The 14,777-nt window shown below is 63.8% G+C and carries 11 protein-coding genes; 2 read left to right on the top strand and 9 right to left on the bottom strand.

What is annotated here, in order from left to right:
- Positions 1 to 104: 104 nt before the first annotated feature.
- Positions 105 to 740 (top strand): DUF7504 family protein, encoded by a 636-nt coding sequence (locus ACFQO4_RS03230; protein WP_500259550.1) that lies wholly within the window; start codon positions 105 to 107, stop codon positions 738 to 740.
- A gap of 195 nt (positions 741 to 935) precedes the next feature.
- Here the strand turns inward: ACFQO4_RS03230 and ACFQO4_RS03225 are convergent, their stop codons facing one another.
- The 3 genes from ACFQO4_RS03225 to ACFQO4_RS03215 all read right to left on the bottom strand — a co-directional run bounded on the left by ACFQO4_RS03225 (position 936) and on the right by ACFQO4_RS03215 (position 3,832).
- Positions 936 to 1,388, bottom strand: a complete 453-nt coding sequence (locus ACFQO4_RS03225; RefSeq protein WP_500259549.1) for a response regulator — start codon at positions 1,386 to 1,388, stop codon at positions 936 to 938.
- Positions 1,389 to 1,505: 117 nt separating this feature from the next.
- The gene (locus ACFQO4_RS03220; protein ID WP_500259548.1) at positions 1,506 to 2,345 is read right to left on the bottom strand and encodes a VOC family protein; all 840 of its coding nucleotides are present in this window, start codon (positions 2,343 to 2,345) and stop codon (positions 1,506 to 1,508) included.
- Between the two features lie 350 nt (positions 2,346 to 2,695).
- Positions 2,696 to 3,832: a cobalamin-independent methionine synthase II family protein gene (locus ACFQO4_RS03215; protein ID WP_500259547.1), complete on the bottom strand. Its 1,137-nt coding sequence runs from the start codon at positions 3,830 to 3,832 to the stop codon at positions 2,696 to 2,698.
- 407 nt (positions 3,833 to 4,239) lie between these two features.
- Between ACFQO4_RS03215 and ACFQO4_RS03210 the strand changes: the two genes are divergently transcribed.
- Positions 4,240 to 6,372 (top strand): PQQ-dependent sugar dehydrogenase, encoded by a 2,133-nt coding sequence (locus ACFQO4_RS03210; RefSeq protein WP_500259546.1) that lies wholly within the window; start codon positions 4,240 to 4,242, stop codon positions 6,370 to 6,372.
- A gap of 9 nt (positions 6,373 to 6,381) precedes the next feature.
- Here the strand turns inward: ACFQO4_RS03210 and ACFQO4_RS03205 are convergent, their stop codons facing one another.
- The 6 genes from ACFQO4_RS03205 to ACFQO4_RS03180 form a co-directional block, all read right to left on the bottom strand.
- Entirely contained in the window at positions 6,382 to 7,551 is a 1,170-nt protein-coding gene (locus ACFQO4_RS03205; protein WP_500259545.1) for a zinc-dependent alcohol dehydrogenase, read from the bottom strand.
- Positions 7,548 to 8,306, bottom strand: coding sequence for an SRPBCC family protein (locus tag ACFQO4_RS03200; RefSeq protein ID WP_500259544.1), 759 nt, complete (start codon positions 8,304 to 8,306; stop codon positions 7,548 to 7,550). The genes ACFQO4_RS03205 and ACFQO4_RS03200 overlap by 4 nt, the downstream gene beginning before the upstream one ends.
- 97 nt (positions 8,307 to 8,403) lie before the next feature.
- Positions 8,404 to 10,089 carry an NADH-quinone oxidoreductase subunit D gene (locus tag ACFQO4_RS03195; RefSeq protein ID WP_500259543.1) on the bottom strand — a complete coding sequence of 562 codons (1,686 nt, stop codon included), beginning with the start codon at positions 10,087 to 10,089 and terminating at the stop codon, positions 8,404 to 8,406.
- Between the two features lie 251 nt (positions 10,090 to 10,340).
- Positions 10,341 to 10,520, bottom strand: coding sequence for a glycine zipper domain-containing protein (locus ACFQO4_RS03190; RefSeq protein WP_500259542.1), 180 nt, complete (start codon positions 10,518 to 10,520; stop codon positions 10,341 to 10,343).
- Between the two features lie 163 nt (positions 10,521 to 10,683).
- Positions 10,684 to 13,890, bottom strand: a complete 3,207-nt coding sequence (locus ACFQO4_RS03185; protein WP_500259541.1) for a M14 family metallopeptidase — start codon at positions 13,888 to 13,890, stop codon at positions 10,684 to 10,686.
- Positions 13,891 to 14,037: 147 nt separating this feature from the next.
- On the bottom strand, positions 14,038 to 14,568 hold the full coding sequence (locus ACFQO4_RS03180) for a winged helix-turn-helix transcriptional regulator (RefSeq protein WP_500259540.1): 531 nt from the start codon (positions 14,566 to 14,568) through the stop codon (positions 14,038 to 14,040).
- Positions 14,569 to 14,777 lie beyond the last annotated feature (209 nt).

Genomic DNA, 14,777 nt, shown 5'->3' with positions numbered 1-14,777 from the left:
ATCGACGGACCTGCCAATTCCTCGGAGATCGGTGTGGTAATATTTACTCTGTCCTGGGCTGTCACGGCCGGGCGCTTTATTACGAGGACCGACAAGGGGTTCCTATGGGACGTTCTCCTCCGGCAGCGCTCGATCAGTACGACCCGGGCTCGAGCGTGCTGGTCGTCAGCCCCTCCATGGGCGCCTCCGACATCGTCACCACCGTCGAGGACATTCGTTCTCACGATCCGACCGGCGAGACCGACGACGAGCGGCCAACGGTCGTCGTCTCGCGCGCCCACACGGCCGAGGCGATCCTGGACGCCTGGCGGTCGCGTATCGGCGACTTCCCGAGCAAGTTCGGCATCGTCTCGATCGGCGAGGTCACCCGCTCGATAGCTGCCGGCACCAGTTCCGTGGAACTCCCCCAGGCGCACATCCTCACCGTCGGTACCGAGGACGTCACCGGCATCGGCATCGCGATTGGCGACGCGCTTTCGCGGTGGGACGAGAGCGAGGGTGCACTCGAGGACTCGAACTCGAGCCCCCACCAGCACCCGATCCTCTGGTTCGAATCGCTCACACCCCTCCTCGAGCGAAAGGGTCTCGAGATGACCTTCCGATTCCTGCACGTGACCCTCGAGGAGATTCGCCGGGCCGACGCCGTCGCATACGTCCACGTCGACTCGTCGGTCCACGACAGGGAGACGATCATGACACTTACGCATCTCTTCGACGACGTCGTCGAACTCGAGCCGTGAGTGAAAGTTCGACGCTCTGCCAATACCGCACGACTGTGAATACCGTTCGAGTGTAACCTGTGTACGACGGCCCAGAACCTGTTACTCCGAGGAGTCCCTTCTAAGGTGAATCGAAAGCGTCTATCGACGATCGGTTAGCGCCGACAGCGAGTCGGACGCGCGGGACGCGACGATCCCCGATGACGGCTCTCCGCCTCAGGACTCGATTGGCGGGTGCTGTACCGACTCGATCCAGAAATCCTCGACCGCTCGCACCATCGTATCGAACTCGTCCGGCGAATCGGGCTTGGTCAGGTAGGCGTTGGCTGCCCGCTCGTACGATTTGACGATGTCCTCCCTGGCCGTCGAACTCGAGAGGACTAACACCGGTGGAGACGGGTGGTCGAAGTCGTCTTTGAGCATCTCGAGAATCGCAAATCCGTCGAGTCGAGGGAGGTTCAGGTCCAGCAAGATCAGATCGGGAAAGGATCGTTCGTCGTCCTGTTGGCACTCGTGTAAGAATCGAACGGCTTCCTCGCCGTCCGTCGCAATCTCAAAGCGCACCTCGTTCAGAGCTGATTTGAACGCCTCCTCGGTGAGTCGAATGTCACCTGGGTTGTCCTCGATGAGGAGAATGTCGACGGGCTCCGTTGGTCTGAACGTCTGCACACACGTCTTTTACTTCCAGACCCGCCTAAAGGTAGTCCCTAAACATGTGGGATAAGCGCCGATACGCGTCGATTTCGTGTCGGAGAGGCGCCAGAGACGACGGATGCTCGCGATGGCTCACGCGCGCTCGACGCGGACCGTGACTCCGTCCGGATCGGTGGTCTCGAATCCGTTCTCACGCTCCGTTGTGGAGGCGTCGGTAGCGTCCAGCCGGTCACGGACCATCTCGAGGGCTGCCGCGCTCGGAACGAGGAGTTCGACCCATGCTAGCCCGCGGCCGTCCGCCGGTCGCGGCTGCGACTTTCCGGCCCACGCGTTCACGCCCAGGTGGTGGTGATAGCCGCCCGCCGAGACGAACAAGGCACCGTCGAGTTCGGTCTGAACCTCGAATCCCAGTGTATCGACGTAGAACTCTCGAGCGGCCTCGAGCGAGGTCGTTTCGAGGTGAACGTGACCGATCGTCGTCCCGTCGGGAACGGTCGTCGCTCCGTCCGAGGCGGCGGCGACGGCCTCGAGATCCAGTGGAATCGTGCCGATTCGAACCGTTCCGTCCTCGCGTCGCGGCCACGCCGACCGCGGTCGGTCGCGATAGATCTCGACGCCGTTGCCTTCGGGGTCGTCGAGGTATAGCGCCTCGCTGACGTAGTGGTCGGAGGCGCCGTTTAGCGTCCAGCGGTCGCGGATCCGATCGAGCACGGCCCCGAGCGCGGTCCTCGAGGTGACCTCGAAGGCGTTGTGGAACAGCCCTGCCTGGCTCCGATTGCGAGGTGGGGCATCGGCGTCTCGGCGTAGCTCGAGCAGCGGTTCCGTCTCGGTGCCGAGTGTCGCCGCCGTCTCGCTCTTCGCTCGGACGACGAGCCCGACGACGTCTCGATAGAACTCGATCGATTCCTCGAGGTCCGCGACAGTCAGCGCGGTGCGGCCGATGCGCGTCGAATCCGGCAGGTGGTCAGTCATGCGATTCGTGGTCCTCGTCGGCAGCTGGCGGTGTTCGTCGGTCCGTTGTCGATCCGGCTGGTGGCTGTCACGATGTTCTGTTTGAAACTCGAGTGTGAACCCGATATACTTTCGCGAACACCAGTTTCACCTGGTTACACCGATGTCATCTGGCGTTTGCTCGAGCGATTACGTTCTCCTGATTCGTCTGGCTTCCGACTCTTCCAATTCGTTCGGGAGTCGGCGATCGTCCGAAGGGAAATCGTCCAGAGGCGGAAACACAGCGAACCGCGACCACCCGCACTGCGAACCGCAAACCGCGACCGTCTCGAATCACTGACGCCGCAGCCAGCTCCAATGGACCAGTCCGGTCACGCGAGCCGACTCGAGGCGAGTTCCGCACCCTCGACGAGCGACTCGAGTTTCTTCCAGACGAGGTCCGGATAGACGAGGTTCGCAGTCATCACCGTCTCGAAGCCACAGTCGCAACCGGCGACTATTCGCGACGGATCACCGACGCTCTCGGCGAATCGCTCGAGTCGGTCTGCGACGACTTCGGGGTGCTCGACGACGTTCGTCTTCACGTCGATCACGCCGGGGACGAGCGTCCAGTCGTCGGGGAGCGGATGCTCCGCGATCGTCCGGTACTCGTGGTTGTGTCGGGGGTTCGCTCCTTCGACGACCAGACCCGAAACGTCGGCCTCGTAGAATTTGTCGATGACATCGCCGAGCGCCACGTCGTGGTGGTGGGGACCCGGGTAGTTTCCCCAGCAGGCGTGGAGTCGAACGCGGTCGGACGGGACGTCACCGAGTGCGACGTTGATCGCCTCTACGTAGGTCTCGACCTGGTCGCGAAACTCGTCGGTCGAGGCGTCCTTGTAGGTGATCGTGAACCCGGCGAGCAGCTCCGGCGCGTCGATCTGTAACTGGGCGCCGCTGTCGACGATGATCTCGTACTCGGTCTGGAGCGACTCCGCGAGGTCGAAGATGTACTCCTCGTTCGAGTCGTGATACGTCGAGTCGGTGAACCGGAGCACGGCCCCCGGCGACGGCGCGGTGTGGAATCGATCACTGAAGGAAACGCCCGTCTCCTCGACTGCCTCGTCGAAGCGAGTCAGGTCTCGCTCGAGGGCCTCCTCCCCGACGTACTCGATGGGGCCCGTGGCGATCGGTCCGCCGATGTTGTCGATGTCACCCAGTGCGTGTTCGGCGAACTCGGGATACTCCTCGAGGTCTGCCGGCAGGTCGCGCTCGGCGAAGCGATCTGAGTACCCGGAGAGGCGGTTCGTCACGTCGACCGAGTACGCGAGTCGACTCTGTTCGCCGTCGTTCGCGACGTCGATCCCTGCTTCGGCCTGTTTGCGAACCACGTCGCGGACCGCCTCGCCGACGGCGGCTTCGAACGCCTCTGAACGTGAATCGTCGTCGCGGCGCAACACTTCGCGGAGGGCGTCCGACCGGGGAAGACTTCCGACGTGCGTCGTCTGGATGGAGAGATCACTGGACATCTACGTTCACTCTTGTGACGTCAACGTGCTCGAGTTACGTTTATATTCCCCTCTCTGCTGCTTCGGCCGTCCCGCGGGGAGTGCGAGCGGCCATCGACATCCACGACGGCGTCGACTTCGATCACGGTCAGGGCCCGTCGCCGTCGATAGTCCAATCGATGTATTCCGGTAAACGCGCTGTTTCGTTCGTTCTGGAGGCGAGAAGTGGTGCAATACGATCGCCGGAAGGATCGACCGGGTAGTCGGCCGCGACGGACCGGATTCGACGACGGCATCGTGTAACTCGACGTTACGTCTGCGTCCACCTGTGCTCTTCGTACAGTCCAGGGACAACAACCGATTGAACGAGAAAAGTACGGGAATGATTGGTGGCGTTTATCCATTCGTCCCTCGCCGTGTCGAGCGTTATGAGCGAACAGCCAGGCGACGAGCGACCGACCCGTCCGTACGATTCCGCGGGAACCGAGAACTCCCGGTGGTGGCCGACCACGCGGCGACGACTGCTGCAAGCGACTGCCGCCGCCGGCGGTTTCGCCGCGGTCGGTAATACGACCCTCGCCCAGGAGAGCGAGCTGATCGAACTCGGGGGCGAGACGAGCGGGTGGCAAGGAATCGCGCCGGACGCGCTCGAAGGCGAAACCAATCCCACGCTGGAACTCGAGGAGGGGGCGACCTACGAACTCACGTGGGAGAATCTCGACGGCCAGGCGCACAACATCGTCATCGTCGACGGCGATGGCGAGGAACTCGAGCGCACCGAACTCCTGGCCGAGGAAGGGGAGACCCAGACGCTCGAGTTCGAGGCGACGAGCGAGATGGCGGAGTACTACTGTGAACCGCACGCGGGGACGATGCGCGGGGAGGTCTCGATCGGCGGTGAAACCGACGACGAAACCGGTGACGAATCGGAAGACGGCGAAGTGCCGGCGTTCTTCGATCCGGGGGTCGAAATCGGGCTCCAGTCGGTCGCGGAGGGCCTGACGGCGCCGACCGACTTTGCCGTGATCGGTGGGGGCCAGGACCAGGACCAGGACCAGTACCTCGTCGCCGATCAAACGGGCGAGCTCTGGCTCGTCGATGGCGACGGACGGCGGGAGGAACCGTTCCTCGACGTGAGCGACCGGCTGGTCGAACTCGGGACGTTCGAAGGATCGTACGCCGATCCGAACCAGGACTACGACGAACGGGGTCTCCTCGGCGTGGAAGTCCACCCGAACTTCGCCGAGAACTGTCGCTTCTTCGTTCACTATAGCGCGCCGCCGAACGACGAGACGGCCGATGGCTGGAGTCACGTCGAAGTCATCTCGGAGTTCCACGCGTCGAGCGACCGGAGTGAAGGCGACCCGGACTCGGAGACCGTCCTCCTAGAGTTCCAGAAACCGCAGTACAACCACGACGCGGGCCCGATGGCCTTCGGACCCGACGGCTACCTGTACGTGCCGATGGGCGACGGCGGCGGCGCGAACGACGACATGGAGGGCCACCTCGAGGACTGGTACGACGAGAACGCGGGCGGAAACGGACAGAACGTCACCGATACTCTCCTCGGCGGCATCCATCGGATCGACGTCGACGCGGAGGGCGACGACAAACCCTACGCCGTCCCGGACGACAACCCTCTGGTCGACGTAGACGACGCCATCGACGAGTACTACGCGTGGGGATTCCGGAACCCGTTCGGCATCTCGTTCGACAGCGATGGGCGACTGTTCGTCTCCGACGCCGGGCAGGACCTCTACGAGGAGGCGAACCTCGTCGAGGCTGGCGGCAACTACGGCTGGAACGTCAAGGAGGGGACCCACTGCTTCAGTACGGATAGCCCGAGCGATCCGCCCGCAGACTGTCCGGACGCCGCTCCCGACGAACCGCCGTACAACGGGCAAGAACTGCAGGACCCGATCGTCGAGTACCCCCACGTCTACGAGGGCGAGACGGTCGGGATCACGATCATCGGCGGTCACGTGTACGAGGCCGACCAGCTCGAGGAGTTGCAAGGCAAGTACGTCTTCGGCGACTGGACGGCTGATCCGGCGCGCCAGGCGCCGGCGGGTCGACTCCTCGCGGCGTCCGAGCCTATCGACGGGGATTCGGACGACAACGGAGGTTCGGAGGACGACGGAAGTTCGGATGACGACGAGACGACGGATACCAACTCGAGCGACGATGCTGACGGCGAGGAGGACGTCGAGGCCATACCCCGTGACGAACTCTGGGAGATGGAAGAACTCCAGGTCTCGGGGACCGACGACGGTTCCTTCCCCTACTTCGTTCGGCAGTTCGGCCAGGACGGCGACGGTAACGTGTACGTCCTCGCGAACCGGGAGGGTGTTCCGTCGGGCGACACGGGAGTCGTCATGAAGATCGTGTCACCGGACGAGGGAGACGACATCTCGGTACCCGATGACGGGGCTGACGAACAGGAGGCGGACGAGGAGGCGACCGAGGACACCCAGGACGAGCCAATCGACGAGGACGAAGAGGAGGGCGAGGGTGCTGACGACAACGAAACTGACGGCAACGAATCCGACGACGAGACGTAGCCTGGATGCTCAGGGGGTGAAGACCGGCCGCACGCACCCGTCTTTCTTGTGTTTGAACAGTTCGTACCCGCGAGGTGCGTCCTCGAGGGAGAGTTCGTGCGTCGCCAGATACGACGGGTCCATCTCGCCCTCGGCAGCGTGTTCGAGCAGCCGTGGGACGTAGCGTTGGCCGTGCTGCTGGGCGGTTCGGACGGTGAGCCCTTTGTTCGTGACGATTCCCAGGGGGAACTTGTCCATCAGTCCGTAGACGCCGAGAATCGAGAGGGTGCCGCCCTTCCGACAGGCGACGATGGCCTGTCGGAGCGCCTCCCCGCGGTCGGTGTGGAGTTTGAGTCGTTGTTTGAGCCGGTCGTAGGCGTGAGCGACGCCCGTGCCGTGGGCCTCCATCCCGACGGCGTCTATACACGCGTCGGGGCCGCGACCGCCGGTTCGAGCGTCGAGTTCGTCGACGACGCTGTCGACGTCGGTGTAGTCGACGGTCTCGGCGCCGGCCTCAGTTCGCGCGAGCCGTAGCCGTTCGGGAAAGCGATCGATCCCGATCACGCGTTCGGCGCCCATGAGTTTCGCGCTCTGCTGGGCCATCAGCCCGACGCCGCCGCAGCCCCACACGGCGACCGTGTCCCCGTCTTCGATGTCACAGAAGTCGGCGCCCATGTAGCCGGTCGCCCACGCGTCGGAGGCGAACAGCGCCTGCTCGTCGTCCAGTTCGTCGGGTACGTGAAAGCAGTTCTCGTCGGCGTGCGGGACGCGAACGTACTCGGCGTGGGACCCGGCGTATCCGCCGAAGGCGTGCGTGTATCCGTAGATACCGGCGGTCACGTCACCCAGGATCGGTTCCTGTAGTTCCGGATTCGGGTTCGTGTTGTCACACAGCGACCAGAGATCGTCCGCGCAGTAGCCGCAGTTCCCGCAGCCGATGAACGACGGGACGACGACCCGGTCGCCTCGCTCGAGGTCCGACACGCTCGGCCCGACCTCCGCCACCTCACCCATGAATTCGTGGCCGATGACGTCGCCCTGGCGCATCGTCGGCAGGTAGCCGTCGATGAAGTGCAGGTCCGAGCCGCAGGCCGTCGTCTTCGTCACCCGGAGCACGACGTCCCGCGGGTTGACGATCTCGGGCTCCGGAACGTCGTTCACCCGCAGGTCGTTGACGTCGTGCCAACAGAGCGCTCTCATACCAGATCACCGTAGCCGCGCGCGGAGGGGTTTCGCTCGAGCGTGGGGATCTCACCCGTCTCGATGAGGGCCTTGAATCGCCGAAGAGTCTTCGTCACGAGCGTGGCGGGAATGATCCCGCCGCGGTTCACCGCCGCGTCACCGAGCGCCCCGCCGGGGGGATCGAAATTCAGATCGAGCGTGACGACCGTTCCGCGGTCCGCGGGCGCGGGCCGGAATCGAACGGTACCCCAGCTCGGGATCGCCGCGTCGTCGTGCGACTCCCAGCCGATAAACGTACCGGGCTCCGATTCGACGACCTCCGTCTTCCAGGTCCACTGCCGGTCGAATGGGCCGGCGATTCGCCACGTCCAGACGTCCGGATCGTCCGCGGTGACGTCGACGACCGGCCCGAGAACCCTCGTCACGGTGTCGGGGTCGCGCCACCGCTCGAAGAGTTCCTCCGGCGATCGGTCGATCGTGATCGAACGCTCTACCGCCGGGGCCGCGCCGGAGAACCGCGCGTCGCGTCTCCGCTCGTCGTCCGGTTCCGACTCGAGAGCGGATCGACTCCCGTCGCGCGCCGCGAGACCCCGATAACAGAGCAGGGCGCCGACGCCCGCGGCTATCGCTCCGCCGAGCGAACGCTTTCTCACCCCGATCGCCAGGAGCGTTCCGCCGGCGACGATGCTCGCGAGGCGCGTCCAGAAGGGTCGATCGATTGCGGTCGAACCGGTCTTCGCGGATCGGTGTTCGGCGGTTACGGATTGCGTCATCGAAATTCCTCCGCCTGTATTTGCGACGATTGTCCCCATCGATCACCGGGTTGAAAGTGCAGCCACCGCATCCGCACCGTCATTTCTCGCGGACCTGTCACCTGTCGACGCTCCCGAGCACGATGTCGAGGCTGCCCAGCGTGGCGATCATGTCCGCGACGTACTCCCCCTCGGCCATCTCCGGGAACGCGGACAGATTGTGGAAACACGGGCTTCGGATCTTGAACCGGGCTGGCGAGTTAGAGCCGTCCGACCGTATGTACACGCCGAGTTCACCCGTGCTGATTTCGACCGCTCGATAGGTCTCGGCGTCCGCCGGCGGTTTGATCGTCCTGGGGACGTTACTCTGCACGGTCCGTTCGTCCTCGGGCCAGTCTTCGATCAGGTCCAGACACTGCTCGACGATCTTGGCGCTCTCTTCGACCTCTCCCAGACGTACGAGCACGCGCGAGTAGTTGTCACAGCCGTCTTCGGTGACGACGTCCCACTCGAGTTCCGGGTAGTAGCCGTACGGGTCGTCCCGCCGGAGGTCGTAGTCGACGCCCGACCCCCTCGCGATTGGTCCGGTGCAGCCGTAGTCCTTCGCCACCTCCGGCTCGAGGATGCCGGTGTCGACGGTCCGGATTTGATAGACCTCGTTGCTCGTGAGGAGGGCGTCGTACTCGTTCATCTTCCGCGGGAGTCCGTCGAGGAAATTCCGCGTTTTCTCGATGAAGTCCTCGCGGGGTTCGGGCAGATCCCAGGCGACCCCACCCAGGCGGAAGTAGTAGAACATCATCCGCTGGCCGGTGAGGTCCTCGAGGATGTCTTGGACGACCTCGCGGTCGCGGAACGCGTACTGGAAGATGGCCGTGAAATCGCCGTACACGTCGAGGGCGAACGTGCCGACGGCGAGGAAGTGACCCAGCATCCGACCGAGTTCGGTCGTCATCGTCCGCAACACCTGCGCGTACTCGGGGACCTCGAGGTCTGCCAGATCCTCGATGGCGCGGGCGACGGCCCACTCGTTGGGGAGGTTCGACGTGTAGTGCCACCGGTTGGAGTACGGGATGATCTGGTAGCGGTAGGTGCCCTGCTGGCACATCTGCTCCTCGCAGCGGTGGAGGTAACCGACGTCGGGGTCGACGTCGACGACCGTTTCTCCATCGAGGACGGACTTCAAGTGGAGGACACCGTGGGTCGCGGGGTGGTGGGGGCCGACGTTGATGAACATCGTTTCCGTGTCCGCGTCGTGATGGTCGGACAGGAGCGGGTTCACGTGTTCCGCCAGGTCGACGACCTGGGGCTTGTCCTGGTCGTAGTCCAGCGAGAGCGGGTGCCCCTGCCACGTCTCGGGCAGGAGTATTCGGCGAAGGTCGGGGTGGTCATCGTACCGGATTCCGACCAGGTCGAACGCCTCGCGCTCGTGCCAATCCGCGGTGCGGAAGACGGGTTCGGCGCTCTGACAGACCGGTTCGTCTTTCGGGAGGGGAACTACCAGCGTCACCTCGTGCGTCCGCCGGTCGTACTTCGTCAGGTGGATGTTCGACTCGTAGCGGTCCTCGTACTCCTGGGGCGTGATCAGCGAGAGGTGATCGAACCCCGCCTCGTCGCGTAGGGTGGTGAGCGCCTTCTGGACCTGATCGGGGCGAATCACGAACGTGGGCGCATTCTTGTGGTTGTCTCGGCCGATGGTGTACTCCTCGAGTAACTCAGCGACCCGGTTCTCGTCGACGAGGTCTCTTCTGACGTGGTCGAAATCGGGCGGAATCCGACCCTTCTGGTACGTTGATTGTTCGTTCATGGAGTCCTCCGCGAGGCACGACTCGGCTTCTCGACAGCGCGCGTACACGTCGCACCCCTGCTACGCAAAAGAAGCTTTTCGGCGACGGAGACGACCGTCACGACGAGCCGAGAGACCGTCGATGGAGACTGTTTCCTACGGCGGCTCGAGGTTTGCTCATCGGTGTCGGGTCGAGAGGTGACAGCGAGCCTCGTCGCTGGAGCGCGAGGTGGTTCTGTTCGCTACCGTTGCCACTCGAGCCGATGGACGACCTACGACTGCTGATTTTCCGGCCAGCCGGCGTCGATGCTCGCACCGAGGACGATTCCGAGAGCGATACCGATAGCCAACTCGTCCATCGCGACGCCGATGGCGACGCCGAGTACGAGCCCAATCGACATCCCCGTCCGGGGCGCTCGTCCGGATCCGTCCTCTTCGTCCCTGGTAGTCACAAGGACGTACTCGCCGTAGTCGGAGATAATCCTATCGCTGAACGTACCGAAAACGGTCATCTGAGTTGAGCCTCTATTGGCCGCAGCGACGCCCGACGCGCCGACGAGTGTCAGGAACCGGCGGCGCGTCGAAGCACGCGTGAGTGCCCCGTCCCCGTCACGATCAGATGTCCTCCGCGACGACGGTCACGTCGCGATCGGTACCACCGACCAGAATCCACTCGCGGTCGGTGAGCGTCCCGTCGTCACCGGTGTCACGCGAGACGGCGATCGGTCCAAACGTGTACTCACCGGTGTCGAGTAGGTCGTCGGGAGCCTCCGCGAAGTGCGTGAGGTTCTCGGAGACCGATTGAGCGTCCTCGAGGCCGAAGTAGACGTGCGTGCCACCGTTCGACGCCGGCGTCGTCGCCTCGACGTCGCCGTACTCCTCGTCGACCGTCCACTCTTCCGGCACGGTGTCGCGTACCAGCACCGGTTCGGTGGCCTCGACGTCCAGTTCGGTGCGATTCGTTTGCCCGCCGGTGAAAACCGAACCCGAATCCTCGCGGTCGCCGTCGACCGCGAACGGCGGGCCCTGCTCGCGGTCGCCAATCGTCCGGACGACCTCGCCGTTCACGAACCGTCGCTGCTCCATGCCGAGCGCGTTGATCAGGACGGTAAACCCGAAGTACGAGAGGACGTAGTTCTTCAGCCCGAAGGGGTGCAGTTCCTGCTGGCTGGCTGGGGGAAAGACTCCGCCGATCGCGTGGATACCACGCCACTCCTCGCTGTCGGTGAAGATCGAACCGCCGCTCACCAGGTCGTCGGTCGTCCCGGCGACGGTTCCGCCGGACGTCTCGAAGGCCTCCGCGTCGAGCAGCGTCATCGGCGCGTCGTTCGCGTACGGGTAGCCGAGCGGTGCCACCTTCCACGTCATTCGCTGGATCGGACGGGTGTCGGTGAGCAGCGGGTGTTCCTCGTCTTTCTCCTCGAGGTGACTGACGCCGAACGTCTCGTCGATAACGTCGCCCTCGCCGATGCCGGGTGCGGCCTCCAGGTCCGCGAGCAGGTGGAGACCAGTGTCGGTCACCACGAGGTTGCCGCCCGACTCGACGAAGTCGTCGATCGCTGCTGCGTAGCCCTCGGGGTCGTCGCCGCGGTCGTCGTGGACGACGACGAGGTGGTCGGCGTCGACCCCCGCTTCGGCCACCTCTTCGGGTGTGAGCGCGACCGTGGTGAGAAGTTCGTTCTCAGCCTCGAAGTCGTCGAAGAACGCCAGCGGCGTCACCTCGTACTCCTGTTGCTCGAAGCCGAGCGCGTCTCGAGGATCCGGGTTGTCGGCCTCCGACTGCAGCGTCCCGACGTGAGCGTGGAGTTTCGTCGCCTCCTCGGTCATCAGGCTCTCGACGTCGAGCGTCCACTCACCGCCTGCCGGCTCTTTCACGACCATCGGCGGGATGTGGTGATGTCGATCGCCGTTGAACGTCGAGGGGCGGTACGAGCGGACCTCGTTCCCGTTCGGATCGCGGAGCACGACGTCGACGAGGCCATACGGCGCGTGGGCGTGTACCGATAGCGTGTGCAGGTCGTCGGCGACGTCGAACGTCAGCGTCTCGGTGGATTCGGCGTCGACGACGAGCTCGTGCTCGGTGCTGGCGAGTTCGGTTCCGCCGCTATCGGTATCGTCATCCTGCAGGAACGAGAGGTCGTCCGACGAGCGCGTGAGTTCGTCGGTCGTCACGTAGGCGATCTCCGTGGGTTCGCCGTCGCGGGTGACGACCTCGGAGTCGACGTCGCGGAGCGCGTAGTCGGTCATCGTCTTCATCGCCGCAATGTAGCCCGTCACCCACTTGTCGGCCAACTCGGGATTGTACACGTTTCCCCCGATCATGTGGCTGTAGGCCATCTCGAAGGCCATCGTCGTCACGTCGAGGCCGCCCAGGTCCTCGCTGGCGCCCATGAAGCCGATGAGCCCGCCGGTGATCGTGTAGCCGATCGTGTCCCAGATGGTCGAGTAGTCGTAGGCCGTCTCGGGTAGCGTGGGCATGAGGACTTCGGGGTTGAACTTGCCGGTGGCCTCCTCCTGGACCTCGGCGAGCGTCTCCCAGTCGTCCATCGCCTCCTCGAGGTTCGTCTCCAGGGTCCGGTTCATCTCGTAGAGGTCGTGGAACTCGTTCTGGGTGTACTCGATCTGGTTGATGAGCCCCAGGATGAAGTCCGAGTTCCAGAACATCGCGTGGAGGTCGGCGCCGTGAGTGAGGTTTTCGTACCCACGGAAGTGCTCGACGACGCCCATCGCGTCGGGCACCTTATCGATGATGTCGTGTGGATTGTCCTCCGCCCAGCGGTCCTCGTCCGGCTCGCCGGGGTGGTGGGACGGATCGATCCACCCGACGGTGGGGTACTGCCGGTTCGTGTCGTACACCTCGGCGTTCCCCCGCTCGTGGAGTGGCGCCGCGGGAAGCCGGGGATGCGTCGCACCGGGTCCCCCGGTCTGCCAGCCGCTATCGTACTGCGGACTGCGGGCCACCCAGCCGTCGGGATTACACGAGAGGATGATCAACACGCAGTCGTCCAGCAGTCGCTCGAACTCCTGTTCGCGACCCGTGAGGACTCGTTCGATGAAGCGATAACACGCCTCGGGGCCGGCGCGCTCGAGGCCGTGCATCGAGGCTTCGAACATCACCTTCTGACGATTCTCGAACTCCTCAGTCCCGCGGATTTCGTCGATGTCGTTCGTGATCTCGGCGACGTGGAGGTCTTTCGGATCGTACCGGTCGGTCAGTCGGTTGTGGTGGCCGGGACTCGTTCCGAACTCGACGTCGTGCGGGTTCTCCGCGTCCGCGAGGGCGTAGAAGTTGAGCCGCTCTGCGTGTTCGGACTCGAGGTACTCCATCCCGCTGATCATCTGCTCATAGTCGATGAAGTCGACAGCGCGGTGCGGTGCCGGGAAGACGCCGAGGGGATAGTAACCCAGTCGCCAGAACGGGTTCGACCCGGGCGTGTAACTTAACTCCTCGGCGGTTGGAATCTCGAGTACCTCCTCGGCCTCCGCCGTCGTGAGTTGCGCGTAGGCTGCGGGTGGCTCCTCGAGAATCCAGTCGTCGTCGATCTCGACCTCGAGGTCGAGTCCGAGCAGGTCGTCGATCCCCGACTCCTCCTCGAACTGGATCAGCGTCGCGACGGCGTAGTCGTCGGGTGTGTGATTGACGACGTACTCGTACTCGTCGGTCATCGCCGAGTCTTCGAGATCAGCGATAGCGTTGCCAGGCAAGGCCAGGACGCCACCTAGTGCAGCAGAGAGTCGTACGAAGTCGCGTCGGTTGATCGGTACGGTATCGAAGGTCGCCTCGGCTTCGTGCGTGTCATTTGCATCGTGTTCGTGTTCCATCATAGTTCGTGTGCAGCGTGGTCCAGCGGACCTATCGCGGTCAACAATAATCATGATAAAAATGGTATTGACAAACTCATCCAGGGGTCCTCTCGGAGTCCGGATAGCGATGAATCAGTCGTCAAAACAGCTACGCTTCGCAGACGGTTACGCGACTTCAGCCTCGAGTCGCGACTCGGACTCGTCCGATCCGTGATTCGACCAGTCCTCGAATATTACAGACTCAACAGTGGGAGCGAGTTCGTTGACGACTGTCCGGCCGTCGCGCTTCCGAACGACGAAGCCGGCGTCTTCGAGCATCGAGAGGTGGTGTGAAACCGTACTCGAGTCGCACTCGAGTGCGGTAGCGAGGCGAGCATTGTGCGTCGGACCCAGCGTCGCCAGTGCCTCGAGCACCCGTCGCTTTGCCGGTTCGAAGAGGACGCTTCGCAACTCGACGTCGTCCTGACTGAACGGAAAATACCGTCGTTTCCCGCAGGCTGTGACCGATTGAATCACGTTCTCGTCTTCGAGAACGCGGACGTGATAGCGAACGGTCGAGAGTGCGACGCCGCTTTCCTCGCTCACGGCGGAGAGACAGAGACCGGGCTCGGCCTCGACGGTCTCGTAAATCGTCCGCCGTCGATCGTTTTCGAGCAGACCCGAATCGCCAGATGGCTCATATTTGGAAACCGCCATCGTCACACTCGTCGTTGAAAGAACCGACATCTTGACGGACAGTCCATTACCAATCTCCTCCTCTCATCGACGGCGTCGGCTGCGCTCGAGCGAACCCGTCACGATCGGGTATCGGCTTCGTTCTACGAGCCGGTTCCCACCACCGCCGTTGTCCCAGTTCAGATGTGTCATCCACTCCGTGATATCGAGCTGTTCCGGTTTCGCGTGCC

Origin of the sequence: Saliphagus sp. GCM10025334, from assembly GCF_042663485.1 — an archaeon.
In the GTDB taxonomy this organism is placed as follows: domain Archaea; phylum Halobacteriota; class Halobacteria; order Halobacteriales; family Natrialbaceae; genus Natronosalvus.
The sequence above is the reverse complement of the archived record's forward strand: the minus strand, read 5'-3'. Positions and strand labels throughout refer to the sequence as shown.